Annotated in this window: 28 protein-coding genes and 2 pseudogenes; 25 read left to right on the forward strand and 5 right to left on the reverse strand. The window is 36.9% G+C overall.

Annotation, left to right across the window (positions count from 1 at the left end; translation table 11 throughout):
• The first annotated feature begins 92 nt into the window (after positions 1-92).
• The 16 genes and pseudogenes from PCY07_RS05035 (at position 93) to PCY07_RS05110 (ending at position 15,675) form a co-directional block, all read left to right on the forward strand.
• A complete protein-coding gene (locus tag PCY07_RS05035; RefSeq protein ID WP_215195018.1) occupies positions 93-710 on the forward strand; it encodes a DNA alkylation repair protein in 618 nt (205 codons plus the stop codon).
• Between the two features lie 674 nt (positions 711-1,384).
• Complete coding sequence (locus PCY07_RS05040; protein ID WP_301356031.1) at positions 1,385-1,774, forward strand: helix-turn-helix transcriptional regulator; 390 nt, start codon at positions 1,385-1,387, stop codon at positions 1,772-1,774.
• Entirely contained in the window at positions 1,764-2,294 is a 531-nt protein-coding gene (locus tag PCY07_RS05045; protein WP_301556729.1) for an ImmA/IrrE family metallo-endopeptidase, read from the forward strand. Before PCY07_RS05040 ends, PCY07_RS05045 begins: the two co-directional genes overlap by 11 nt.
• A gap of 115 nt (positions 2,295-2,409) precedes the next feature.
• Positions 2,410-3,078 (forward strand): DUF4417 domain-containing protein, encoded by a 669-nt coding sequence (locus tag PCY07_RS05050; RefSeq protein ID WP_195311487.1) that lies wholly within the window; start codon positions 2,410-2,412, stop codon positions 3,076-3,078.
• Positions 3,078-3,410 (forward strand): hypothetical protein, encoded by a 333-nt coding sequence (locus tag PCY07_RS05055; RefSeq protein WP_195311488.1) that lies wholly within the window; start codon positions 3,078-3,080, stop codon positions 3,408-3,410. The genes PCY07_RS05050 and PCY07_RS05055 overlap by 1 nt, the downstream gene beginning before the upstream one ends.
• Before the next feature lie 64 nt (positions 3,411-3,474).
• The gene (locus tag PCY07_RS05060; RefSeq protein ID WP_195311489.1) at positions 3,475-4,440 is read left to right on the forward strand and encodes a DUF4365 domain-containing protein; all 966 of its coding nucleotides are present in this window, start codon (positions 3,475-3,477) and stop codon (positions 4,438-4,440) included.
• Positions 4,441-4,451: 11 nt separating this feature from the next.
• Entirely contained in the window at positions 4,452-4,850 is a 399-nt protein-coding gene (locus tag PCY07_RS05065) for a hypothetical protein (RefSeq protein ID WP_195311490.1), read from the forward strand.
• Positions 4,851-5,167: 317 nt separating this feature from the next.
• Positions 5,168-5,789, forward strand: a pseudogene (locus tag PCY07_RS05070) (ATP-binding cassette domain-containing protein); the annotation flags it as partial.
• 132 nt (positions 5,790-5,921) lie between these two features.
• Complete coding sequence (locus PCY07_RS05075; RefSeq protein ID WP_225901472.1) at positions 5,922-6,170, forward strand: AAA family ATPase; 249 nt, start codon at positions 5,922-5,924, stop codon at positions 6,168-6,170.
• Positions 6,171-6,497: 327 nt separating this feature from the next.
• Positions 6,498-7,115 (forward strand): TetR/AcrR family transcriptional regulator, encoded by a 618-nt coding sequence (locus PCY07_RS05080; protein WP_049504439.1) that lies wholly within the window; start codon positions 6,498-6,500, stop codon positions 7,113-7,115.
• Between the two features lie 74 nt (positions 7,116-7,189).
• A complete protein-coding gene (locus PCY07_RS05085) occupies positions 7,190-8,932 on the forward strand; it encodes an ABC transporter ATP-binding protein (protein ID WP_195311491.1) in 1,743 nt (580 codons plus the stop codon).
• Positions 8,926-10,653: an ABC transporter ATP-binding protein gene (locus PCY07_RS05090; RefSeq protein ID WP_301356197.1), complete on the forward strand. Its 1,728-nt coding sequence runs from the start codon at positions 8,926-8,928 to the stop codon at positions 10,651-10,653. Before PCY07_RS05085 ends, PCY07_RS05090 begins: the two co-directional genes overlap by 7 nt.
• A 388-nt stretch (positions 10,654-11,041) precedes the next feature.
• Positions 11,042-12,115: pseudogene (locus PCY07_RS05095) on the forward strand (hypothetical protein).
• Positions 12,116-12,328: 213 nt separating this feature from the next.
• Positions 12,329-13,870, forward strand: a complete 1,542-nt coding sequence (locus PCY07_RS05100) for an ABC transporter ATP-binding protein (RefSeq protein WP_301356196.1) — start codon at positions 12,329-12,331, stop codon at positions 13,868-13,870.
• 143 nt (positions 13,871-14,013) lie between these two features.
• Entirely contained in the window at positions 14,014-14,799 is a 786-nt protein-coding gene (locus PCY07_RS05105; protein ID WP_195311494.1) for an alpha/beta hydrolase, read from the forward strand.
• Between the two features lie 21 nt (positions 14,800-14,820).
• Positions 14,821-15,675 (forward strand): ADP-ribosylglycohydrolase family protein, encoded by an 855-nt coding sequence (locus tag PCY07_RS05110; RefSeq protein WP_301356192.1) that lies wholly within the window; start codon positions 14,821-14,823, stop codon positions 15,673-15,675.
• A 103-nt stretch (positions 15,676-15,778) separates the two neighbouring features.
• Here PCY07_RS05110 and PCY07_RS05115 read toward each other — a convergent pair whose 3' ends face one another.
• From PCY07_RS05115 to PCY07_RS05125, 3 genes are read right to left on the reverse strand one after another with little or no spacing between them, the layout of a single operon-like run.
• Positions 15,779-16,495, reverse strand: a complete 717-nt coding sequence (locus PCY07_RS05115) for an ABC transporter permease (protein ID WP_195311495.1) — start codon at positions 16,493-16,495, stop codon at positions 15,779-15,781.
• Positions 16,492-17,307: an ABC transporter ATP-binding protein gene (locus PCY07_RS05120; protein ID WP_195311496.1), complete on the reverse strand. Its 816-nt coding sequence runs from the start codon at positions 17,305-17,307 to the stop codon at positions 16,492-16,494. The genes PCY07_RS05115 and PCY07_RS05120 overlap by 4 nt, the downstream gene beginning before the upstream one ends.
• Positions 17,304-18,107 carry a MerR family transcriptional regulator gene (locus PCY07_RS05125; protein WP_195311497.1) on the reverse strand — a complete coding sequence of 268 codons (804 nt, stop codon included), beginning with the start codon at positions 18,105-18,107 and terminating at the stop codon, positions 17,304-17,306. Before PCY07_RS05125 ends, PCY07_RS05120 begins: the two co-directional genes overlap by 4 nt.
• 433 nt (positions 18,108-18,540) lie before the next feature.
• Between PCY07_RS05125 and PCY07_RS05130 the strand changes: the two genes are divergently transcribed.
• The 4 genes from PCY07_RS05130 (at position 18,541) to PCY07_RS05145 (ending at position 20,868) form a co-directional block, all read left to right on the forward strand.
• Positions 18,541-18,834 carry a hypothetical protein gene (locus PCY07_RS05130; protein WP_045001854.1) on the forward strand — a complete coding sequence of 98 codons (294 nt, stop codon included), beginning with the start codon at positions 18,541-18,543 and terminating at the stop codon, positions 18,832-18,834.
• Positions 18,827-19,165 (forward strand): type II toxin-antitoxin system RelE/ParE family toxin, encoded by a 339-nt coding sequence (locus tag PCY07_RS05135; RefSeq protein ID WP_049497551.1) that lies wholly within the window; start codon positions 18,827-18,829, stop codon positions 19,163-19,165. The genes PCY07_RS05130 and PCY07_RS05135 overlap by 8 nt, the downstream gene beginning before the upstream one ends.
• A 524-nt stretch (positions 19,166-19,689) precedes the next feature.
• Positions 19,690-20,076 (forward strand): hypothetical protein, encoded by a 387-nt coding sequence (locus PCY07_RS05140; protein ID WP_301356188.1) that lies wholly within the window; start codon positions 19,690-19,692, stop codon positions 20,074-20,076.
• 36 nt (positions 20,077-20,112) lie between these two features.
• Positions 20,113-20,868: an alpha/beta hydrolase gene (locus PCY07_RS05145; protein ID WP_195311498.1), complete on the forward strand. Its 756-nt coding sequence runs from the start codon at positions 20,113-20,115 to the stop codon at positions 20,866-20,868.
• A 163-nt stretch (positions 20,869-21,031) separates the two neighbouring features.
• Here PCY07_RS05145 and PCY07_RS05150 read toward each other — a convergent pair whose 3' ends face one another.
• A complete protein-coding gene (locus PCY07_RS05150) occupies positions 21,032-21,817 on the reverse strand; it encodes a CPBP family intramembrane glutamic endopeptidase (RefSeq protein ID WP_215195013.1) in 786 nt (261 codons plus the stop codon).
• A 4-nt stretch (positions 21,818-21,821) separates the two neighbouring features.
• Positions 21,822-22,709, reverse strand: a complete 888-nt coding sequence (locus PCY07_RS05155; protein WP_215195011.1) for a helix-turn-helix domain-containing protein — start codon at positions 22,707-22,709, stop codon at positions 21,822-21,824.
• 412 nt (positions 22,710-23,121) lie between these two features.
• Here PCY07_RS05155 and PCY07_RS05160 point away from each other — a divergent pair, with 412 nt between their 5' ends.
• The 5 genes from PCY07_RS05160 (at position 23,122) to PCY07_RS05180 (ending at position 25,559) form a co-directional block, all read left to right on the forward strand.
• Positions 23,122-23,322: a helix-turn-helix transcriptional regulator gene (locus PCY07_RS05160; protein ID WP_003003382.1), complete on the forward strand. Its 201-nt coding sequence runs from the start codon at positions 23,122-23,124 to the stop codon at positions 23,320-23,322.
• Complete coding sequence (locus PCY07_RS05165; protein WP_225901471.1) at positions 23,309-23,557, forward strand: DUF3278 domain-containing protein; 249 nt, start codon at positions 23,309-23,311, stop codon at positions 23,555-23,557. Before PCY07_RS05160 ends, PCY07_RS05165 begins: the two co-directional genes overlap by 14 nt.
• A gap of 51 nt (positions 23,558-23,608) precedes the next feature.
• Positions 23,609-23,827, forward strand: a complete 219-nt coding sequence (locus PCY07_RS05170; protein WP_225901470.1) for a hypothetical protein — start codon at positions 23,609-23,611, stop codon at positions 23,825-23,827.
• 85 nt (positions 23,828-23,912) lie between these two features.
• Positions 23,913-24,353 carry a GNAT family N-acetyltransferase gene (locus tag PCY07_RS05175; protein ID WP_214260393.1) on the forward strand — a complete coding sequence of 147 codons (441 nt, stop codon included), beginning with the start codon at positions 23,913-23,915 and terminating at the stop codon, positions 24,351-24,353.
• Positions 24,354-24,539: 186 nt separating this feature from the next.
• Positions 24,540-25,559, forward strand: coding sequence for a DNA/RNA non-specific endonuclease (locus PCY07_RS05180; RefSeq protein ID WP_301356183.1), 1,020 nt, complete (start codon positions 24,540-24,542; stop codon positions 25,557-25,559).
• Positions 25,560-25,666: the final 107 nt, after the last annotated feature.

The following is a 25,666-nucleotide window of genomic DNA, read 5'->3' on the forward strand; positions in this document are numbered from 1 at the left end:
TTATTTGCTCATATTATAACGAATTCAATTCTTTATTAATACCTATCGAGAATTATCTTGAAACTTGGAATGTTGTTTTGGGGTCAAGTTACATGAAAGAATATATTTTAAATTTAGAAAAAGAATTCTCTTTAATAGAAAATGGATTTAAAGAAGAAGAGCAAAGAGCTCTTGCTGATTATCTATCAAACGATAATGTGTATACCAAAGAATTAGCATTTTTAGCTTTTAAATCCAATGTATATCAAGTTAGAATGTACAGTGTATTTCTCTTTGGCCATTTGTCATCGTATGAAGAAATTTTGATCTTTATGAGGGATGAGGTTTCAAAGGATGACAATTGGAGAGTTCAAGAAGTATTAGCAAAAGCATTTGATGAATTTTGTAAGCAAACAGGTTATGAAAAATCTCTTCCGGTTATTGACGACTGGCTACAAAATAATAATCCAAATGTCAGAAGAGCTGTTACAGAAGGTTTGAGAATATGGACGAGTAGACCATATTTCAAGGATAATCCAGATGAAGCTATTGAAAGGATTGCCAACTTAAAAGAAGATGCAAGCGAATATGTGAGAAAATCAGTTGGAAATGCTTTAAGGGATATTAGTAAGAAATTCCCGGAGTTGATTAAAATTGAGCTTGATAGCTGGAAATTAGAAAGTAAAGAGATTCAACAAGTTTACAAGCTAGCAAGTAAATTTATTAAATGATAATTCTAAACTATAAAGTTAAAAAATGGTAACTATAAAATATTTTCATTCTATAGTATAATTTTAAACAACAAGTCAGTCACTTTCGTTCTATAATATAGAAGTTTGCTTATCACCACGTGTTGAGTGTATAGCTCTGCTGGTGAAAAACTAGGAATCTTTAAGCGAAAGGTTTCTAAGCAGTCACTGGAAACAGTGGCTTTTTAGTTTTGGTGGGTGTGTAACAATCTCCATATTGATGAGGAACCCCTACAGCAGGCTTTTCTTAGGGCCATAGAGGTTCTTCGTAAAAATAAGGGAAAGCTAGAAGAGAAGTGGGCTAGCTTTAGTGAAGAGCAAAGGCTGGAAAAGTATCATGCGGCTCAACTAAAGGAACTCCTTGATAGCGAGTAGGAAGCATTTGATGGAAGAAAGATGTGTAAGGTACTTGAGAAGATTAGTCTAGGAGAAGACGGCAGTATCACCGTCATGTTTTTAGAAGTAACAGAAGTTAATTTATAAGGCCATAGCTAAGAGAGGAAGTGCTCATGCTATGGCCTTTTTATTTTTGAAATACGATTTATTATCTATTATGATTAGTGTAGTAATTGAATTAACCATAATATTTAAAATAATTAACCAAAAAGGTTGATTAATATTAGAAAATGGTTTATAATTATATTATAAGAGGTAAAATGGAGGAAAATAAAATGATTACAGAATATGGAAAATTTCTAAGAAAATTAAGAATAGACCAAGGCCAAATCCTCAAAACAATGGCAGAAAAGCTAGGTGTCAGCTCAGCCTTTTTATCAGCTGTAGAGAATGGTAAAAAGAAAATCCCAAAAACTTGGGAAGAAAAACTAGTAAAGGAGTACAAGTTGGACGGAGAGCAGTTAGCTGAATTGAGACGTTCCCAGCAAGCTAGTCAACAGTTGATTGAAATCAATCTGGAAATGTTAACTGATGCACAAAAAGATACAGCATTTGCTTTTGCGAGAAGTCTTGAAAGATTTGATACTCAAGATTTATCAAAACTTGCTAAATTTTTTAATAAGAATTCGGAGGAAGTTAATGACCTATAATTATAAAGTAGCCCCATGTTCTAGATTAGAAATTCGAAACTATGCTGATTATTTCCGTGATAAGACAAAGTTGTCTAATGAACTTGCCTATCCAATTGTTGAGGTTTTTGAATTATTGGCGGAAACTGGATATTATGATTATGAGATTGTTCCAATTGAGGATATGCCTAATAACTATGGAGAAACCCTCAAAGGTGAAAACTTAATTCGTATTCGTGAAGATATATATGAGAAAGCTTGTGAAGATGATGGATTTTCCAGATCCACAATTGCTCACGAACTTCTTCATTTTTTTAAACATCGTCAAGAAGAGATAGTTTTTTGTCGTACGGTTGAAGAAATGAAAAGTAGAAAAGCCTACGAAGACCCTGAGTGGCAAGCCAACTGCTTCGCAGGAGAATTATTAGTTCCAAAAAGATTAGTTAAAAATTTATCTGTTGAAGAGGTCGTAGAACAATGCAAAGTTACACAAGCAATGGCTAGTATTCAACTTGGACAATATGAAAAAGAAGGTTGGTAAAAGAAAAAGCCTTTGAGTGGGGACTCAAGGCTTGGATAGAGCGGCTGGGTAAACCGACATACACAATATCAGTTTACCATAGTCGTCTGGATATTTCAATAGAAAGGTTTACTCTATGGTAAAAATTCAAGGTAATCGAAAAGGTTGCAAAGACGTTTTTAATGCATTCCTAGTGAAAGATGCTGCTTACGCAGGAAAAGAAGAAATTCCGATTATTAGACCTTATAATGGCATTTTGCCAGAAAAAATGGTTCTATTTTCAAAAAGGCATCAAACTAAGGAGAAATTTTCATGGCTATGTTTTTATGAGGATGATTATAAATTTGAAAATATTTGGAAGAATCCAAAACTTCATTTGGATACACTTTCTAAGTTTGAAGGGGTTATCCTTCCTGATTTTAGTCTATTTAGAGACATGCCGTATAACATGCAAGTAAATAATATATACAGAAGTCGTGCTATAGGTAATTGGCTTCAATCAATGGGAATTCCAGTCATTCCAAATATTCGTTGGGGGGATGAGAGAACTTACGATATTGCTTGCCTGGGTATATCAAAAGATAATGTGATTTCTGTCGGTTCGCATGGTCAGATGAGAGATTTAGATGATAGAAAGCATTTTATCAACGGGCTTGATTATGTTGTTGATAAACTTAGTCCTCATACAATTCTTGTATATGGTGCCTTACTAGATGATGTGTTTGCTTGGTATCGTCTTCAAGGAATTAATATTCTTCACTATCCAAGTAACACTTCGTTGGCTTATATGCAGGGAGGTGCCTAATGGGGACTGGATTTCACGGAGGATTTGGTAGAACAATAGGTACTGGGGCGTTTGAATTTCATCAATCAGAAATTCCAGAGAGCTCCTCGTTACTAGATTTGATTAATCAAAGTAGTTATGGTAAAAAGGTAGCTGACATGTATGTCGAGCTGATTGCTAACTATAAGGGCTTTCAAAAAGGCTTAGTAGGAATAGTGCTTTCCAAAGAGGATAAAGATACATATAAAGTAAAATTTTTTACTCGTGAAAATGAGATTCTGACAATCATTTCGGTACCTAAATTACTATTACGTCGCATTAATTTTATGGAATTTGAAGCATATTTTATATAGTATTTTAAGTTAAAATACTACATACAAAAAATTGGTAATATAAATTAATTAAAAGGAAGTGTTTATGGCAAATTCGACTGAACGAATTGGGATATACCACTGTGCCGAGATTGCAGAACGCAATAAATGGATGTTCCGAGAACAACCAATAGATGATGTTGGTATAGATGCTCATATGGAATTTATTGACAATATGAATCCCAAGCAACTGATTGCATTACAGATAAAGTCAGGGTCAAGCTGGTTTAAAGAAAAACGTGGTAATAGTATTATTTTTAGAGGTATAAATGAGAGACAGTATAATTACTGGACTATGAATTCTCTCCCTTGCATAGTAGTTTTATATAACCCTGAGGATGATACATGCATTTGGCAAAAATTAACTACTGAAACCATTGAACGAACCAATGATGGACAAGGAAAAGGCTTTTTTGTTAAGGTTCCGTTGGATCAGGTTTTTTTAAATGAGTCTTCTCAAAATAGTCTTCTTTCCTATTCAAATTTACCCCAACATGTACAGAATTATAACTTTTTACTATCTCAGAAAAAGTTTATGGAAATTATTCAAAATGGTGGTAAAGTAAAACTATATTCAAATGAATGGGTTAATAAATCAAGTGGCAGAGGCGAGACCAAGTTAATTGTCAATGATGGGAATGAAACTAAAGAGTATTTGTATCCGTATTGGTTTCCTTTTACTCCATACACAGAGGTTTTTCCTAAGCTATTTCCATGGGCTCATTTTTCTGCTGATGAAGAATTTTTTGAAGAAAATGATAAAGAATTATGGCGAGACCTTCATTGTTATTATGATAAAGAAGATGATGAGTGGGAAGTTGTTGGCGATACATTTGAGACTTTTCGTAAAAAGTTAGACCCAATGCGTTGCATTAATCATGCAGGGGAGGTTGCGGAGTACATGTTAGTACTTAGCTTAAATGAACTTGGCAATTCGTTTTTGACAGTTAACCAGTTTGTAAATCAATATCGCCCATATGCTGATGCAAGGCCGAAATCAAAAGATATATAAAGGAAATTATCATGAAGAAACTTAAACTTAATGATGGAATGACACAAGCCCAAACTGTTGATGGATATAAACTAGTTCCTACTGAAAAGTATGTAATAAACCTAGAAGAAGAGATAGATTTCTCAATAGCAGTTATGCAATCTATTTTTACCATGGGCTTTCCACCGGCATTCAAAAATTGGCATGCATGGCTGTTTGAAAATGGTTTTAGCACTGAGGTTCCGAATCCGACTAATGAGTTTGTAGCAAGTTATTATGGTGTTAAGCCTCTTTGGAAAACACCTTATTCTATGGGGATTGTTGTGAAAGCAGAGAAGGATGACGACTATTACATTGTTATGGAATGTAGTGAAAAAAATAAGGGCTTTAAACACACACAAATTATTCTTACTCTGGGCGGGTGCATGTAATTAAGCAAGACTAGAATATAATTGGTTAATAATTATAGTTACGTTTAATGGTTTAATTCGGATATATTTTGAATCATCATTTCGTTTCATAGTATAGGAAGATAACGTCAGGACACGTCGAGTGTGTAAGTTTGTTAGTGAAACGCAGTTAATCCTCAAAAGGTTCACTGAACCTTTTGAGTCCACAAACGCACCATGTTGAGGCGGTGTCACTGCTTGTACGAGCTGAGGCATCAGCGAAGTAGAAACAGATGAGCTGCCCACACCAAAACTAAAGAAAAAGAAATGATAGGATTTGAATTTGAGGGGGTGTTTTTATGTCAACAATTAAAATTGAAAACCTCACGTTCTCATATTATGGCTATGTCAAACCTGTATTTGAAAATGTATCATTTTCATTTGATACGAACTGGAAAACAGGGCTGATAGGAAGAAATGGAATTGGAAAATCAGCACTATTTAGGCTACTTCTAAACCAAGAAGTTTATCAAGGCAAAATCAGCAAAAGTGTCACTTAAATTTCCACCCAATTTAAGTGACACTTCAAAATTGGTGATTGAGTTATATAAAGAACTAATTTCAGATGAGGAAGAATGGAAATTATTTAGAGAACTTAATTTGCTAAATGTAGATGAGAGTCTTGTCTACAGAAAGTTTGAAACGCTTTCTAAAGGAGAACAAAAAAAAATACTTTTAGCTATTTTGTTTACAAGAGAAGATGGTTTTTTACTTATAGATGAACCAACAAATCATTTAGATATGGACGGAAGAAAAATTGTAAGCGAATATCTAAAAGGTAAAAAAGGTTTTTTGCTTATATCTCATGATAGAGATTTTTTGGATGGTTGTATCAATCATATTATTTCTATTAACAGGAATTCTATTGATGTTCAATCAGGAAATTTTACATCATGGTATGAAAATAAATTGAGGAAAGACCACTTTTTTAAAATGCTTATGCAGGATGTAAGTCACCAACTATTTACCGATAGTGTATTAGAGGAAGTTCGATTAGGAATGGAAGAAGATTGAGATAATGCACTTACTATCTTGAAAAAACTAGATTTATGAATGGTAGAGGAAAGACATCCACTAAGTCTTTCTGGAGGGCAAATGCAACGAGTTGCTATAGCCAGCGCTATAGCTGAAGATAATGATATAATTCTCTTGGATGAACTAACAAGTGGCTTGGATTATAAGCATATGATGGATATATCAGAAATCTTAAAAGAACTTCAATCAATGGGAAAGACGATTATTGTGGCAACTCACGATGGAGAGTTTATCGAAAGTTGTTGCAGTAGAAAATTGATAATTTGAATAATTAAAAAAGGAATTTCCATTTTTTCGGACAAGCATGATATCAAAAAAATAGCACCATCAACAGAGATGATTTCCGATTTTACAATGCCGGAATCAGTGACATAAAGCATAAGTGTAGAAAAATCAATATTTGGAATGATATATTCCGCCCTCCATAGAATATGATTGAATTTCAATCATATTCTATGGAGGGATTTTTTATACACACGATAATTCAAAGCGCCAAGAAAAACAGTTGACATTTAAACTATGAAATGTTACAAATATAATTGATAAACGAATTATCGGTAATCAAATTATCGTAATATCTTGAGGAGAAAGTAAATGTCAAACCGTGATACAAGCATTGATTCAAGGCTTATTGAAAGTGCTCGTAAAGAGTTCATTGAAAAGGGATTTATAAAAGCCGAACTGAAAACGATATGTGAGAATGCAAAGATAACAACTGGGGCTGTTTATAAAAGATATAAAGGGAAAGAAGAACTGTTTAGAGCAGTTGTTGAAAAGGCTGTAGCAACTTTAGATAGTTTTGTTTCGGAACGAACAGATGTGGATTTCTCCTCTATGAGCGATGAAGAAGTAAGAAATACATGGATTATGAATGAGAAATACATCTTAGATGTGTTTCGAATCCTATGGGATATTCGAGAAGAATTTGTATTACTTTTAGAAAAATCCGCCGGGACAGTGCATGAGAACTTCGGGCATGATTTTGCTTATCGCATGACGCATGCCTATAAGCAATATTATGAAGAGGCAAAAAAGAGAGATATCGCTAAAGCGGAGATTACGGATGAGGAAATGCATGTTCTCTGTACGATATTCTGGACATCTGTTTATGAGCCTTTCATTCATGAAATGTCTTGGAAAGAAATTGAAGAGCATTGCAAAGTTGTATGCAGATTCATGGATTGGAAAAATGCAGTGGGAATAATGGATTAATAAATTCAGACCGTCGAAAGACGGTTTAAAATAAACAATAGCATTAGTTTAAACTAACTCGAAAGGAGAGCGAAATGTTTAAAAAAGTAGCTCCCTATATGGGAGAATACAAGAAATACACGTTCAGAGCGGTAATGATGATGTGTATTGGAATTGTGGCAAAAATAATGCCCTATTTTTTTCTGTATCAGATTGTTTCACCATTGACAAAGGGGCAATCGATTAGTTTGGAATATGTGATGCTGAGGGTGTTAGGGATACTTTTATCTGAAATCATTTATTCTTTTGTCTATGTGAAAGGACTGATATTTTCCCATATCAGTGCATACAATACCCTAAAAAATTTAAGAATATCTCTGCAGGGGAAACTGGAAAAACAGCCTCTCGGAAATATAGAGAGCCTTGGTACAGGACGTATAAAAAAGGTATTTACTGAAGATATTGATATGATCGAGCTTTTACTTGCTCATGCGATTCCGGAAGGGATTGCCAATATTTTGATTCCGTTTGCCATCCTCGTTCTGATGTTTGCGGTGGATTACCGCTTAGCTTTGCTTTCCTTTATTCCCATTCTCGTAGGAATCTTTGCCATGGGCATGATGATGAAGCAGGGCAACTCGAAAATGGATGCCTACTATGAATCCGCTGCAGTGATGAATAACACGATTATTGAATATGTAAATGGAATGGAAGTGGTGAAGGTATTCAATAAGGACGGCGATTCTTATAAAAGATTTAGAGAAGTCGTAAAGAACTACAGAGATTTTACACTTTTATGGTACAAAGCTTGTTGGCCCTGGATGGCCATGTATTCCAGCGTTTTGCCGAGTCTTTCGCTTTTCATTATTCCAGTAGGGGCATTTTGGGTTATCAGTGGAAGTCTTGCTTTAGATAAACTGATTTTAGTGCTTTGTTTGTCTTTCGCAGTCGGTCCGTCTTTTATGAAGGCGATGAATTATGCAGGAAAGTTTCCTCAGCTGAATTATAAAATCACAGAGCTGGAACATCTTATGGATAAACCGGCTCTTAAAGAGGGAAGTGAAAAGTTTAGTGGCGTGAATAGGGATGTTCAGTTTGAAAATGTCAGATTCGCTTATGGAGAGAAAGAGATTCTTCATGGGGTAAGTCTCGAACTGAAGCAGGGAACGACAACCGCTCTGGTGGGAGAATCGGGAAGCGGAAAATCTACACTGGCTAAGCTTTTAGTGCATTATTATGACTTGAATGAGGGAAAAATCCGGATCGGTGGACAGGATATCACAGACATGTCTCTGGAAGCACTGAATAATGAGGTCTCTTATGTTTCGCAGGAGCAATTTTTATTTAATACAAGTCTTTATGAAAATATTCTTATCGGAAAGCCCGATGCAAAAAGAGAAGAGGTGCTCAAAGCAGCAAAGAGAGCGCAGTGTGATGAATTTCTGAAGAAACTTCAAGATGGAATAGATACTATAGCGGGAGACGGTGGAAAGCAACTGTCCGGAGGGGAGCGCCAGAGAATTTCCTTGGCACGTGCGATTTTGAAGGATGCGCCGATTATTGTTTTGGACGAGGCTACTGCTTTTATGGACCCTGAAAATGAAGAAAAATTAAATGCTACTCTTGATGAAATCACAAAGAATAAGACGGTGCTTGTGATTGCGCACAGACTTTCCACGGTAAAAAATGCGGATAAGATTTGTGTGATAAAGGAGGGCAAGTGTATGGCAGTCGATAAGCATGAGAAGCTCTTGGAAGAATGTCCGGAGTATATGAAATTCTGGGAGGCCTCTGTAAGTGCAAGTACATGGAAGATTAAGGGGGAGAAGGCATGTTAAAGATACTGCATAGAATCGTTTGTATGACAGGAAAATATAGCTCCAGAATTAGAGCTTCGTATCTAACTTCTTTCATCAAGGGGATTATGATGAAGGCACCGTTAATCTTCAGTTTTTTTGCAATCAGTCTGTTTATGAAGGGGCAGATGAATGAAAAGATATGCCTTTATCTCGGAATTGGTCTTGTTATTTGTATAGCGGTAGAAGCTGTTTTTGAACACATCACGAATGTTCTTCAATCCGCAACAGGATATGAGGTGTTTGCGGATATGCGAATGAGACTCGGAGATCATCTCCGGAATCTTCCTATGGGATACTTTACAGAAGGAAATATGGGAAAAATAAGCACGGTTCTATGTACAGACATGGTGTTTATTGAAGAGTGCTGTATGGGTGTTTTGTCGGAACTTGTGACTTTTATGATTTCCCAGGGGCTCATGACACTCATGATGTTTGTCATGGATATACGATTAGGGGTTGCTGCATGCTTAGTCATTATCGCCTTTTTTATCGTTGGAAATTGCATGATGAAAACGACTCTTGCGCATTCCAAGACGAAGCAAGAGGGAAGTGAATCGCTTACGGAAGAGGTTTTGGCTTTTGCCGAAGGAATAGGAATTATCAAGTCATTTAATATGCTAGGGGAAAAATCAAAAAGTCTTTCCGCTGAGTTTGATAAAAGCTGCAGGGAAAGTATTGATTTTGAGAAAAGTTATGGGCCGTGGGCGAGAGCTTTATACCTTACTTACGGGATTGGCACATCCTTTATGCTTGCTGTAGCAGGCCTATTATATACGAAGGGAGAAATGGCGTCGGACTATATGGTGGGAATGGTATTGTTCTTATTTGATCTATTTATTTCCATAGAGAGCTATTATGGACAAATTACCAGACTTACCGTAACAGCGGCATCTTTAGACAGAATAGAAGAGTTGTTTGAAGCTGAAGAACTTCATGATTTTGCTGATATTGCATTATCTAAAGATGCAGGGGGAAATGATTCTCTTGTTGAGTATAGCGATGTAAGCTTTGGCTATACAGGAAAGAATGTGTTGAATCATATCTCTTTTACTATGAAAAAGGGGGAAATGACTGCTCTTGTAGGACCGTCAGGTGGTGGAAAATCTACAATAGCCTCTCTTCTTGCAAGATTTTGGGATATCAAGGAGGGAACGATTAAAGTTGATGGCAAAGATATAAAAAATGTTTCTTTGGGAAGCCTTATGGATAAAATCAGTATGGTGTTCCAGAGGGTTTATCTTTTTAAGGACACAATATACAACAACATCGTAATTGGTAGGCCTGATGCTACAAGGGAAGAAGTAATTGAGGCTGCAAAGAAGGCAAGATGTTATGACTTTATTATGTCGTTTCCGGAAGGATTTGATACGGTAATCGGAGAAGGTGGAGCATCGCTTTCCGGCGGAGAAAAGCAAAGACTTTCCATTGCTAGATGTATCCTGAAGGATTCGCCCATCGTTATTTTAGATGAAGCAACAGCAAGTGTTGACGCAGATAATGAACGTGCGATACAAGAAGCGATTTCGGAACTATGCAAGAATAAGACGCTTCTTGTCATTGCCCATAGATTAAAGACGATAAGAGATGCAGACCAGATCCTTGTTATATCTGACGGAAAAATCATAGAGCGTGGAAATCACGAGAAACTCATGGAAAAAGACGGTGTTTACGCACATATGGTCTCCGTTCAGGCATCTTAAAAATGCAACATGAGAAAAAGAGAACTGTCCCGTTTTGTACGTGATAAAATTTATCATTATAGAAAAGTCTTTTTAAATCCAGTTTTGGAATGGGAGCTAACGGAGATACTGATGCGTCTGAGGGTGATAAATATTTTACACATGAATTATAGCAAGGCGATGAAATAGATTTTTGATCTAACCATTTTGAAAGCACTATTATGTGCCGAATTTTCGACAACATCATAATTTCAGAAAGTGGGCAGATTACTGTAACTTTCCTTGAAGGAACAGAAGTTGACTTGTAAGAGACTGCAATCGAAAGGTTGCGGTTTTTTGTGTTGTTTCGTGGTATAATAAGCTAAAACGATAAACGGTATGATTGGTTGCTAGCTGTAGGAGTTATATTATGGGTAAGTGGACTTGTCAATGCGGATATCCAATGAATGACCATGCTGCCCCAGACCCGAATGCTTTTTCGGTATTCTCGGATGAGTTATGGGAAGAGATAACGGATACCGCAGATGAAAATAATAAGATTGATTATTATGATATTACTGAGGCTTCGTACTATGCCTGGCAATGTCCAAATTGTCATAGCTTGATGGTTTTCGGTGAGGATGAGAATCCAAATCGTTATACTTTCTATAAGTGGATAGATTTAGATCGTAAAGAGAAGGGGTTAACTGATCAAGAAACTGATTCAAATTCATCAGATGTAGTTTACAGAGTTGCATCAGTCACTTTCTCAGAGTTTGGTGAGGAGTACATCTATATTTGCGAGGATGAATCAATCAGGGAAGACCATTTTGTGGTTGTACCTGTTGGAATCAACAACGTCGAAAAGGTTGCTCATGTTGTGAAGATATTTCAGGCTTCGCAAAAAGACCTCTAATATCCAATTGACAAGTTAAAGCGTGTGATTAAGCGTTATTCTGATTTTGATAAAGAGAAAGCAAAAGAGATTGCAGCGGAATTATTGAGGTCAGGTAGATGTTTGCAAATAGATGATTCTTCTAAATCAGTAGTAGCAGACGAATATTTTGATATTTTGCACAATAAACTTGGATACTGGTGGTTGGAACTGAATGGCGTTCCCATTCCTATGAAGGTTACTTTGTTAAATGCCAACTATGAAAAATATCACGTTGACTGCGCTATACATATAAAACCTTACAATATGCACTACAGTACTTTCCAATCGTTGAAGTTATGTACTGACTTTGAGATTGACGCTTCCCGCTGGGTTGATGTCATTTCTGATGAATATGTTTGGGGAAATTCCTGGGAACTGGATGGTATCCAGTTTGGGATAACCTGTCAGGAATCAACAGAGGAGGATGAAGTGACACTTGGCAAATACAGCCGTGTCCCATATTATAACGACTGGCATCCAGATTGGAGCGATAGATACGGTTTTAATGTAGCTTGGAAACCACATGAATCTGATGAAGACTTGTCGGTAGGTTTTTACATTTCTTAGAGTGATAAATTCGCTCAATCATATAATAACAAAGCCAGACTAGTTGCTTTCGTTCTATAATAAAGATGCTTTCCAGCACCACGCTGCATCTGTAGTTCTGCTGGTAAAGCATAAAAATCTTTGAATGAAATATTTTTAAAGTGTTTGTATCCCAGCAAAGAGTTAAAGAGCGACTATCTAAGTTGGTAAATAACTTCAGGAGGTTTATACGTTATGCTTAGATCTTATGTAACCAAGAAGCACTTATTCTTCTATTTTGTGGCGATTATGATTACTTGGCTGGAGGCTATCATTACACCAGCTTTGATTCAGTATATTGTCTCCAGTTTTACCAATCACCAGTTGCATTTGCTATGGCAGGTCTTGTTTTGGGGGATTGTTGGAAATTTGATTCTCTTGCTAGGTTTGGCAGGGAAACGTTATTACTATGCACGAGTGCTGACAGACTTCAAGTCGGGTATTAAGAAGGGGATCTTTCAGACTTTCTTATATAGCCGTCGGATAGCGGATGAAGAAGTTTTGTCAGACTTGGAAAATGATGTAAAACAGCTAGAAGATAATTATATTGAGCCGACTGTTATTATCATTTCTTCTTTGGGATTTACAACCGTCTCTATCTGTTACGCTCTTTGGACTAATTTTTATCTTGGCTTGCTCTTTATCATTTTTTATTCGATACCTGTCCTTTGTAGTGGAATTGGCTCTAAACGTTTGGATGAAATTACGAAGGAGAAGTCCTTAGCTAATCAAGCCTATGTCTCTCAAGCAACCAATATGATCGCAGGTGCTCGTTCCATACGGTATTATCGGGGACAAAGTTTGTTTTACAAACTGTTCTCCAAAGATTTGCACAAGGCTCTAAAGGAAGAAATCGCCTATGAAAAGCAACGGACCATAAATAGTCTCTTTATCAATGGAATTGATGCTTTTTGCTCTGTTGCGCCTATTGTCATTGGTGGTTTCATGACCTATTATAACTACCTATCTGCAGCCAGCTTTGTAGGAATTTACCTCGTATCGTATAATATTGGCTATCAATTTCAGGAGTTATCTTACTTTATCAATACTAGAAAATCAGCCAAGTCTCTCTGTGATAAATATCAAAAATTGTTGGGAGTAGACTTGGATATGCCTTCTGTTCTCGAAGGTTCCGTCTTTCCTATTCAGTTAGAGAAAGTCAGTGTAGAGCGTGATGGTCAAGAAATCCTAGCCCCTTGTGACCTTACTATTGAGGTAGGGGAAAAGATTGCCATTATCGGAGAAAGTGGGTCAGGAAAAACAACCTTACTGAACCTAATCTATGGTGAAATTGAGCCTAGTCATGGTCGAATTCGCTACCATGGGCAAGAGCTAACCTCGGATGAACTCTATCAGGTGGGAGCTTACATTCTCCAGTCTAGTCATATCTTTGATGGTTTGAGCCTAGAGGAAAATATTGCTTTGGGACAAGAACTAGATTCTGTAAGGATGGACGAAATCCTGCAACAAACTGGTTTGAAAGCTCTTCAAAACAAAAATCTTAGCAACCAGACTCTGTCAGGTGGTGAGAAGCAGCGCTTGGAAATTGCCCGTGCTCTCTATCACAATCGCCAATTTATCCTAGCTGATGAGGTCAAAGCAAATCTGGACTTTAAAAATCAAGAGAAAATCAGTCACCTTCTCTTCTCCCTCCCTCAAGCACTTGTAGAAGTGATTCATCACTATAGTGAAGAGGACTTGAAGCGCTATGATAAGGTAATAAAATTGGAGAAATAGCTGGATCTATAGATTTCAGAAAGGAGTGGCAGGTTCATTCTTTTTTGTGGGATAGATAATAAAAATTCTATCTAAAAATATCATTACAATTACGTCAAACGAAGGATGTATCTAGTGAAAGTCATACAGTAAGGAGTTTAAACATGAAATTCCATGAATTTGGTGATAGGAATTTGCCTCCTATCTTACTGATACATGGCGGTGGTAGTTCTTGGTGGAATTATCTTCGTCAAGCGCGGATCTTGTCAGAAGAATACCGTGTTATTCTACCCACTTTGAATGGCCACGGCGAAGAATATCACATCGATTATGTTTCTACGGAAGATTCCGCTTTGGAGATCCTAGACTATGTCAAAGCAAACTGTGGTGGGAAGTTGTTTGCGATCGGTGGTGTTTCACTTGGTGGTCAAATTGCCATGGAACTTTTGTCATTAGACAGCGAGATAGCTGAGAAGTCCATCATAGATGGAAGCCTCTGTATTCCTCAACCAAGGTTAGCTAAAATCAGCATCTTTCTAGTAGCTCTATTTGGTAAACTGATGTTCAGTAAATTCTCTTGCAAACTTCAATTAAGCATGATGAACAAACTCTATCCTAAACTGGCTTATCCAGAGGAAATAAAAGCATATTATTTGGAGCATCTGCCAAGGACACCTATCAAAACATTGGTGACCATTTACAAAACCTATATGGGACGTTACAAGCTAAAGGACACGATTTCTGCTAGTAAGGCGCAGGTTCTGTATATCTATGGTGAAAAAGAATTAAACTGTGTGAAAGCATCGGCGAAATTATTTCAGCAGCTACATCCCAATACGATCCTGTATGAAGCAAAGGGCTATAACCATGGCTATTTATCAGCTTACCTGCCTCAAGAGTGGATTGATTTGGTGGTACCATTTTTAAAGAGCGACCCATTGGAAATCTGATATGCCATAAGGAGGAATCTTATGTTAGGAGCAATAGTAGGAGACATTGTAGGTTCTGTTTACGAATGGGGCAATATTAAAACGAAAGACTTTCCATTATTTCGTGAGGATTGTTTTTTCACAGATGACACTGTCATGACCTGTGCTGTTGCTGAAGCCATCATGAACGGCGGTCAGAAGGATGACTTTATTGATGCCATGAAGAAATATGGCAGAATGTATCCCGATGCTGGGTACGGGGCTAGATTTAATACATGGATTCAAAGCAATGATCGTTCCCCTTATAATAGCTTTGGCAATGGCTCTGCCATGCGTGTTTCTCCTTGTGCTTGGGTCATGGATTGTAGTTTCTGTGCCAGAACAGGAGCCTGGCCTTCTAGAAGATCTCTCGCACGACTTTCTGCAGAGGTGACTCATAACCATCCAGAGGGTGTCAAGGGAGCTATGGCGACGTCTGATGCTATCTTTATGTGTCGCTATTACTTTGGAGGCTACTGTGGCGACTACGAGCAACCAATCAATGATCATCCTACAGAGTGTAAAAAACGCATCAGGGAATACATAGAGAAAGAGTATGGCTACAATCTCTCTCAGTCTCTAGATGACATTCGTCCTACTTATCATTTCAATGAAACCTGTCAGGATACGGTACCTCAAGCCATCATTGCTTTTCTTGAAAGTACAGATTTTGAAGATGCTATTAGGAATGCCATCTCTCTTGGTGGGGATAGTGATACTCTTGCTGCCATTACCGGGAGTATAGCAGAGGCCGCATATGGTATTCCTGATTGGATTAAGGATAAGACCTATACCTATCTTGATGAGCCTTTAAAAGATGTGCTTAGACGATGGGAGCAAGAAGTTTCAATAACATAACAGAGATTAGATAAAAACAACCAAAAACACTAAAGCGACGGGATAAGTAACAATCTCGTCGCTTTTGTTTAAAAGTTAATGTTGCTATGGATTTATTCAGGCACTAGTTAGATTTTTGCTGATTCAAGAGGAGGATACAGGATATTACTGCAATACAGGATACAAGAATCAGATACCAAAGATTTTCAAGACCAAAACCATGATTGACCATCAATCGAAATCCCCAAAAGGCTGGGAAAAGACGCCCGATTGCTTGAAGAAAATCAGGTAGTAAGTTGCTAGGAAACATGATTCCTGAGAGCATAATTGAGGGTAAAAAGACAAGTTGCGCTATCATGGTAAGCTTTGCTTGATTTTTTACAGTAAGGCCCAGTATACTTCCGATACTCAACGATACGAAAATGTAGATGGCCAGTGCGAGAAAGAATAGGGGAAGTTGACTTGGTAGACTTGCTTTAAATAAAATTGGAGCAAGTAGTAGGATCACTATACAGGTCATTATCAAATGAACAAAGGCAGAGAGAACCATGGTCACCAATCCTAAGTGAATAGGCACACCATTTGCTTTATAAATCTTTTTTATGTCGCTTCCGTATGTTTCAAACAAGGAAGGTGGTAAGCCGAGAAAGGCCCCCATGGAAACACTCATGACAATCATTGACTGTATGAGTGTACTACCCATTTCAGGCATAACGGAAGTAAAAATACCACCCATGAGAAGAAAGAAAATAAGCGGTACAATATAGTAAGTAACCAAGAGAGACTTACTTCGTATGTCCAATTTCCACTGTAATGCTAGGCTATATAAGAATCCATTCATTCCGATCCCCTCCTTGCCATTTCGATAAAATGCTGCTCCAGTGTACCACGATCAACCTTAATATCCAATACCTGGATATTTTTCTGTTTGCATTCTTCCAATAAAGAAATCAAAGTGTCCTCGATCGTATCTGTTTCAAAAGATTCTTCTCCGTCCCGGGTCTTTAAATGGATGAAATAGTTTCTTCCCAACCTGTCTGTTAGTTCTGAAGGAGTACCACAAAAGACAATCTTTCCATTATTCAAAATAGCAATGCGGTCACATAAGGTTTCAACTTCGGCCATATCGTGGCTTGCCAAGACGATTGTCTTCCCCTGTGATTTGAGCTTTCGGATTTGTTCATGGAGAGATAGTCGTCCTTCAACATCAAGTCCCGCTGTTGGTTCATCGAGAAAAATAATATCTGGATTACTGATAAGTGCAAGAGCAAGATGTAATCTTCTTTTTTGACCGGTGGATAATTCTATGTATTGCGACTCCTTCATTTCTTTTATGCCAAGGGCCTTTAGCATAGCATCATCAATGTATGTATGATTCCATTTTGCAAAGAGCTTTATGGCTTCCATTGGTTTGATGTGGGCGGGTAGAGAGGAGGACTGTAGTTGAATTCCGGTTTTCCCGTTTACAACGATAGTGCCTTCGTCATATTTTCTCAGACCTTCGATAGCTTCAAGCGTTGTTGTTTTACCAGCTCCGTTCACTCCGAGTAGAGCAAAGATTTCTCCTTGTTTGATTTGAAAATCGAGACCTCTAAGAACCATATTGCTACCATAACTTTTCTTTAATCCAGAAACCTCTATTGCGTCTTTCATGGTTCTACCTCCTCAAGGGGATTGGTTCCAAGTCTTGAAAAATAGACTTGTAAAGCAGGTCCTAAATAATCATTGACGATTTTTTGTTTTTCTTCCCAAGCGTTTGTAGCGATGCCAATATTCCCGACCTCCATCAACTTAGGAAGCATGCTCATATCACCATTTGTAAACTCCATAATCAAGCTCCAGTATTCTTGCACAACTTGTTGGCTTTGTTCGCTTTCAACTGGTACGTTTTCTTTTTGAAGCTCCACGATTTGATCACTTAGGTGGTTCAACCTGTCTATAAAGTCTTGTCCGCTTTTCTTGTCAAATCGACTGCGTATCTGGTCGAGCGTATCATCATCAAAGCGCTTAATGAGAGAGTAGGAGTCATTCTTCATCTGTAGATTGACAATAATGTCTGCATATTTCTTAAAATTGACCGTTTGTATTTGTAAAACTTCTACCTTTAACTGCTCTATTGCGATCAAAGAATCCTTAAGTTGCTCTATATTTTTACGAAGAACATCTGCCTGCTCAGTAAGAGCTTTAGCAACATCATCAGGTGTTTTTAAAGAGATCAAACGGCTCTTTATATCCTTGAGAGAAAAGCCCAGTGATTTTAAAGATAGAATCTGATGGAGTAGCACTATATCTTTATCGGTATAAAGCCTGCGACCTCCCTCACTTTCTGCCGATGGGGAAAGTAGCCCCTCTTTATCGTAATATTGTAGAGTACGGATGGTAACGCCCATTTTCTTAGCAAGTTCCCCAACTGTCATAAATCCTTCCGGAATTGCTCTATATTTAGCCATCATTACCCACCTCCTCATACCTATTATACATCGTTACGTAACGTCATGAACAAGATTATTTTAAAAAAAATTGATTGAAAAAGACCTTTTCATTTTCGAGAAAAGAAAGAGACTTCATAGAAAAAAGAAACATGTGACAAAATAAGCCCAAAATATGACATAATTTCTACCCTTTAGAATATTATTGATGAGTATGTGTCATGATTTAGAAAAGCAAAGCACAATTACAAGATGATCAATAGCAAACACAAGGTGATAGACAGAACAATCTATCACCTTTTTCTGTTTAAAACTATTTGTCGCTAGTCATAAACTCAGCTCTCTTATCTATCTCACCTTATATTTGGTGAAAGAAGAATCTATTTTTCACTTGAATCTCTTCTCTTTCGTATGGTAGAATGTATATACAAATTGTATGTACAAAGGAGAGGTAGAAATGGCAAACACGAAAGCAGTGAATTTTCGCGCAGATGCGATATTTTACCAGAAAACAAAAGAAGTACTTGCAGATGAAAAAATTTCTGTGTCAGATGTCCTGAATGCAGCGCTTCGAAAAATTGCCAACGGGACTGTGGATCCAAGAGAATTTGTTTCAAGTGATTTGCAGAACACGCAGTATCAAGTGGCCTTTGAGGATTTGAAGAAGGAGATTTTAGTTGGGCACCAGGAAATTGCTCAAGGGAAAGTCACTTCTGTAGCCGATGTGAGAAAGGAATTTGGTCTTGACTAAGTTGAAACGCTATCAGGTCTTTCTTGCAGATCGAGCTAAGCAGGACTTGCGTGATATTCACGACTATATTCTTGTGAATTTTTATAGCCAGCAAGCTGCAGATGGTAAAGTCGATTTGCTTTTAAGTGCTCTTGAGACCTTAGAACTTTTTCCAGAAGCGTGTCCTCTGGTATCAAGCCGAGGGTATGGTGAGATGACGAATGATGGAAAACCCTATCGTTATATGCCAATAGAGAACTATCTCGCATTTTATTATATGGAGAAGCATACAGTGTATGTTGCTCGTATCCTAAGTGCAAAGCAGGATTGGGTCAAGATTTTTTATAAGTAGGATGAGGAACTTTGTGTTGCACTTCATTTTACAACGTGGCTCTTATAAAAAAATAAGACTGAAACCAAGGTGAAAACTATATGGTTCAGTCTTTTATCCTATTTATGTAGTATAATGAAGGGAGTAGGGGTTCTCCTTTTTAATAGATTTTTTCCAAGCTGATATTAGTCATTCTATTGAGTTAAAATCTAGATTAGAGATAAGAAAGTTAAGTGAATTCGAGAGATTGTTTCTTATTTTATTTTAGAGAATTATCTTATCAGGAAACCATTTCCCTACACTTGGATGACAGGGCTTTTTTTAGGTGTGGGATCTCTCTATCTGTCTATACTTTGGGTGATCCTTTATTTTAGTGCTTTTGTCATCGAAGAGGCCCAAAGGAATATCTGGCTATGGATTGTTATCGGTATAGTTGTTATGGCATCTATAGTAGCAACTCCAATAAGAAGATACTACTTTGATTTATAAGTCATTTTTAATTTTAAGTCAGTTTCTGATGGCAATTATGTAGAAAGAGGAAAAGCATGAAGCAATCACTTGAATTTTTAAAAGATAGAATCACTGATAAGATGCCTTTAGAGGATATGGTAGAAATCTTTGAAGATTTGTGTAGCGTTCCTATTGAGGATGAGATGATTTTATTTGAGACAGGGGCATATTCAGCTATATCTAATAAACCCATGTTTCAACTATCGTTAGTAAGGCAAGCTCCAAATGAAGATGAAGAGTTTTATCAAGTTCACCTTGATATTTTCTATGAAGCTAGTGAAGATAATCAAATCTTCAGTGAAGCGACCTGGGACGAAGATATCGAGGAAAATATTTTTGATTATATTAGAGCCTCAGATGTATTTGCTTATGCTAAAAAGCAAGAATACCTAGCAGTCAATATTTATCTGGATGAAACTTAAGAAGAGTAGTAAAGGAAGGAAATCTGGTGGAAAAAAATGAACATTCTTGATCTTAATTCTAATCAGAAGGAGACGATATTATTAATCCATCCAATGTTATCTTCTGCACAAGGGATGAAATCGCTGATTGCAGATCAGATGGGACAAGAGTTTAGATATATCATTCCGGATTTATCTGCACATGGGCAATCAGCTTCGACCATTTACGAATCGGCTCTTAAGGAAAGCCAAATGATTTATGAATATTTAAAGGATCATCATATTAAAGACTTGCGTTTAGCGTTCGGTGCTTCCTTGGGTGGAGTTGTGTTACTGCAATTATTGAATCATAAGGATATCAAGTTTGGGAAACTTGTTTTTGAAGGGGTTAGTTTATGGACAAATGCGCCTTTGCTAGATGTATTTACTAGGTATTTATTGTTAATAAAGCATAGAAAAGCCTTGCGAAATAGAGATATAGCTGTTCATAAGATGGTTTCACTTTATGGAGAAAAAGGAGAGATGATGGCGGATTCTTTCATTGCTATGGATGAAGAAAGCATCAAACATATTTCCCATGATTGTGCATTTGTGGCTTTGCCCAACCTTACGCTAGAGGAACAAAAAAGCTGTGTTTTCTTTTATGGTTCAAAAGAATTCGACTTGCTTGCTGCTAAAAAAGTTGTCCCCAAAAAGTATCCTCATGCCATATTCCACATTTGGCAAGGATATGATCACTGTCGCAAGATCACTGAAAATTCGGTAGTTTACTCTAAGATCCTACGAGATGAAATGTTAAGTTCGAACTGTTGATTAGGTAAGCTTGTTACTGAAACAGTAATAGAGTGAAATAGCGATAGATTAAATAATGACTAAACTAAGGAATTTGCAAGTTATTTCATTTTAAAAGTTAATTGTTGGACTTTTTCTCAGAATAGGCTCAAAATTTTGTACGGTTAATGGTGGATTTTTCCCATTATAATCTCTCCACAGTTTTATTTCGTATATGAATTGCAATCGGTGTGATAAGTAGGTATAGCAAGGTCAAAATGATAAAAAATCCGATATCAGCATCCAAAAATACATATACGATATTAAAGCCAAAATGCATGAAAATAGAATAAATCAAGTTATTATATTTTTCCAAAATAATATTCATACAAATAGTAATAGATGTAATTACAACTATATTAGCAATAATATAAGGAACCGCGCGCCAGTCCGTAAATTTTGAATCTACAACCCACAGAAGTGTATGCCAGAAACACCAGACTAGGCCTTGGTAAATAGAAGATTTTAAAAAATGATATTTTTTATTAAATTCTTCTCTCATATAACCACGCCACCCTAATTCTTCACCAGTCGGACCTGATGTAAATGATAAGAATATACTTAGTGGCAATGATACGGTTCCTAGATTGATGTAGGAGAACATTGTTTTTTGGGTCATAAGTGAGTAGAGGAAGAGTGATAAAATACTGAGCCCAAATGTAAGACCAAATGAAGATAGAAGTGGGAGTAACGACACTTTAGCAGAGAAACACCGCTTAAGGAAAGTTGTTCTTTTCTCATCAGTCCTGAAATACTTCCATCCAAATAAAAGCAGGTATGATGGAGACCATGCGATGATATTTCGTACAATCCACATGATAACAGGTGGAACCTTAAATATAAAACTTGCAGGAGCTGCTACAAAAATAATGAGTGCCCAAACAAGTACATAAGAACTGATGATGTATCTTTTTAAATAATTTACATTCATTTAGTTACCCTCTTTCTACAGCTGTATAGATAACCAGTTCACTCTTAATTCCATTCAATTCAATTATATTATCTGCATCGGGTGAATCGAAGGGTTCAGTTTTTTGCCCATTTTTTTCATAATAAATATTTGTTCCAATCCCTTTGGTAACAGCAGTAAATAGGCTGTTTTCAGGAATACGAATTCTGGATGTTGCTGAAATCTGGTTAATGTCAACTTCACCGTTTAATGAATGACATAATACTTCCATATCAAGATTACAGTTTATTTTTACTTTACCTGAAATATCTTCTAGGGTAATACGAGATGTTTTAAGGTCAAGTTCGATATTGTCACATTCTAGGGAGTGAATTTCTACAGACTCTGCACGAACCGCGCATTCAATGTGACTAATATAGCGAGTTGGGATTTGCACAAAGATACTGACCGTTTCTTTAGCCGTTGCCTCTGTTACACCATTGTAACGTTTTACATCTAGGTCAATTCTTTTTCTACTATCATCAATTTTTACTTTAAAATCATTTTGAAGTGTAGAAAGAAGATTGGATACCAGACGAACTCGAATCTTTTCTCCCTTGTATCCGGACAATATAAACTTTTCTGCGCCTCCAAATTTCATATCATAGCTCTTGATCTTATCGATATCATACTCTGTGATACTCTCAAAAAGATATTCGCTTGTCTTAAGACTAGTTCTTTCATTACAGATTAGCTCATCGATAGAGATGTTAAATAGGTTTGAGATGGAAATCATATTTTCGATATCCGGAATACCAGTACCAGTTTCCCACTTTGTTACAGCCTGTCTTGATACACCGATTTTTTCAGCTAAAAGTTCTTGTGACATCCCTACTTGTTTACGTATGGATTTTAATTTTTCAGCAAATGTCATGTTGTATGACCTCCTCTATATTTTATGATGTAGTTTGTCATAAAGTAGCAATATGACTGATTTTAGTATAGAATAAACGATGATTACAGCACAAGCAAGTAGAGGTTGCATTCTCATTATTTTTGCTACTTTGCGTGGCATTTATCGTTTTAACGTTGATTTTTAGCATTATTTTAGTTATTTTACCATACATTCAAATAATAGAATTAAAAATAATATTTTGAAATCTGAACTGCACCCCAAAAGTTAGACAGAAAAAAATCTAACTTTTGGGGTGCAGTTCAATTTTTTTTTAAAAAATTGAGAAAATATTTTTAGAAAACGATGTCAAATATAGTTGACATTAAACAACTAATATTGTAAAATAAATGTATCAAATATATTTGACACATTTGTGATTAGGAGGTGCCAAGTGAACCGGGTGAAAGAATACAGAGTCAATCTTGGTCTTTCTCAATTGGCTTTGGCAAAAAGTATTGGAGTTTCCAGGCAAACGATTAATATGATTGAGAATGGGAAGTATAACCCTTCTTTAGATCTCTGTATCAATCTGGCAAAAGAGCTTGGGACGGATTTGAATTCTTTATTTTGGAGGATCGATGATGATGAATAAAAACTGGCAATTGAAATGTGTTAAAGCCTTCTACGATATTACAGGTGAGCTTGACGAATACAAGGAAAAAGAATTGAGTACATTTGGGAACAACATGTACATGCTCTTTATGTCGGGGATTATCCTTGGTTTCCTGCTCAGTTTCATGTTCACTACAGATTGTGTCGGTGTGATCACGTTTTTAGTATTTTGCTTCTCTCTGTACCAACAAGAGCAGGTGATTCATCGTTTGTAACTCGATATCTATGAGGTTTCAGAAGATGAAGTAGGAGAAGCGAAGAAAAAAATGCTAAAAAGAACTTTCCTTCAAACCTTGATTGTGATGGGACTGGCTATTTTTGTTGCTATCGGTCTTTGGAGAACAGGATTGCTACAAGAAAATAAGATAAGCTTTGAAATGTATTTCACTTATATTTTCCCTCTTGTCATTGGGCTGATTACCATTATCAGTTTCTTGAGTAGTTTCATTGCAAATAGAAGAAAAATCAAGGTGATTCGGGAGTAGATCCATCAGAGATAAGACTGGATATTTTTATTAAGATTAAGCTAAAAGTAAATGGAACCCATTATGATGAAAGAAATGAGTAAGTATGAATAGAATAGTAGACGATCAGATAGTGCTTATTCCCTATTATAGGAATGATGAGATCTCCCTTTTTTGGTATCAAGATAGCGAGGTTTGCAAACAAGTGGATAATACTGATCAGATTTACGATGTAACAAAACTTCATAAAATGTATGATTACCTAACTTCACACGGTTCTTGCTATTATATCCAATATGAGGGAGTGTTAGTTGGAGATGTGACACTTCAAGATAATTCAGAGCTTTCTATAGTGATCAGCAAAGAGTATCAGAATTTACATATCGGAAGACGATGTGTTTCTGAAATGATACAGTTGGCCAAAGAGAAAGAAATGGTTAAGGTAACTGCTCAAATTTATCCTTTTAATACTCAAAGTCAAAGAATGTTTTTGGCTTTGGGATTTCAGAAAGTAGATGAAGAGTGGTATGAATATAAGTTGATTTAGAATAGTTGTGTATCATTTTATGTATTAAAATAATAGTCAATATGTTATACACTAAAGAATATTAAAGTAAAAATAAACTTATTGAAAAATCTAATTGACATAGGAGAAGAAATTGCCTATCTTCTATGTTTGTAACCGCTTTTTTCTGCTATAATATCACTAGATAGAAATGTGGGAGTTTCAATCATGGTTACAAAACGGTTTTTGAAAAATGTTATTGTTACGCTGGTCTCGGTTTTTATATCCTTGGCTTTTGTTCAAGGGGCTCAAGCTGAGCAAATAGGTCTCGATTACCAGAGTCTTCATCTACTGCCTTTTAATGGCAGTAAGCAGCTTGTACTGGGGGATTTTGATCATTTAGGTCGTGCGACCTCAGCCCATATTCAGCTTCAGGACAAGGATGAGCCAAAGAAAAAAAGAGAACCACATCTCAACTATAATCCGGTTGGCTGGCACAATTATAAGATTGCTTATGGAAACAAAGGGAAGAAGGCCTGGCTGTTCCATAGAGGGCATCTGATTGGCTATCAATTTAGTGGCTTGACCAATGAAGGGAAAAATCTGGTTCCGCTAACTGCTTGGACCAATACGGGGAATTATAAAGGGACAGCGGATAGTAATGTGGAAGGCATGCTCTACTACGAGAAACGGCTCGATAGCTGGCTGGCCACCCACCCCAATTATTGGCTGGATTATAAGGTGACGCCTGTCTATACGGGGGATGAATTGATCCCTCGGCAGGTGACCTTGCAATATGTAGGAATTGATCGAGATGGCAACCTTCTGCCTATCCATCTAAGTAGTCCCAAAGAGTCGGTAGATGCTTATGGGATCACCACTGTTACCTTGGATAACTACTCTAAGAATGCGACTATTGACTATCTGAAGGGGACAGCCAAGCCATCTTTAGTGCCGACGGAACCAAGTAGTCAACCACAACCAGCCAGTCCTTCTGTAGAGACGAAACCAAGTCAAGCCCCTCAACCGAGTCAGCCAGCAGTGCCTGCACAGCCAGTTCAACCTGTCCAGCCTACAGAGCCAACTCGTCAACTAGCTCCAGTTGTTTATGTGGCCAGAAATGGGAGTGCTGATGTTTATTGGTATTCTAAAGATAGCATGCCACGAAATACCAACTTTGCGAAAGTAGTTGAAATGTCAGAAGAGCAAGCGCTCAGTCTTGGAAAACGGCATACAAGTAAGGAATGAGTATCAGTCATTTAGATGATGAGAAAGCCCAATCGCTGGGCTTTTTGTGTAGGGTAAGTTCTAAATAGGAGAACTAAAATGATTGAAAATATGCTATAATAATAGGA

The sequence above is a fragment of the Streptococcus sp. SP1 genome (assembly GCF_030440005.1).
Classification (GTDB): Bacteria; Bacillota; Bacilli; order Lactobacillales; family Streptococcaceae; genus Streptococcus; species Streptococcus parasanguinis.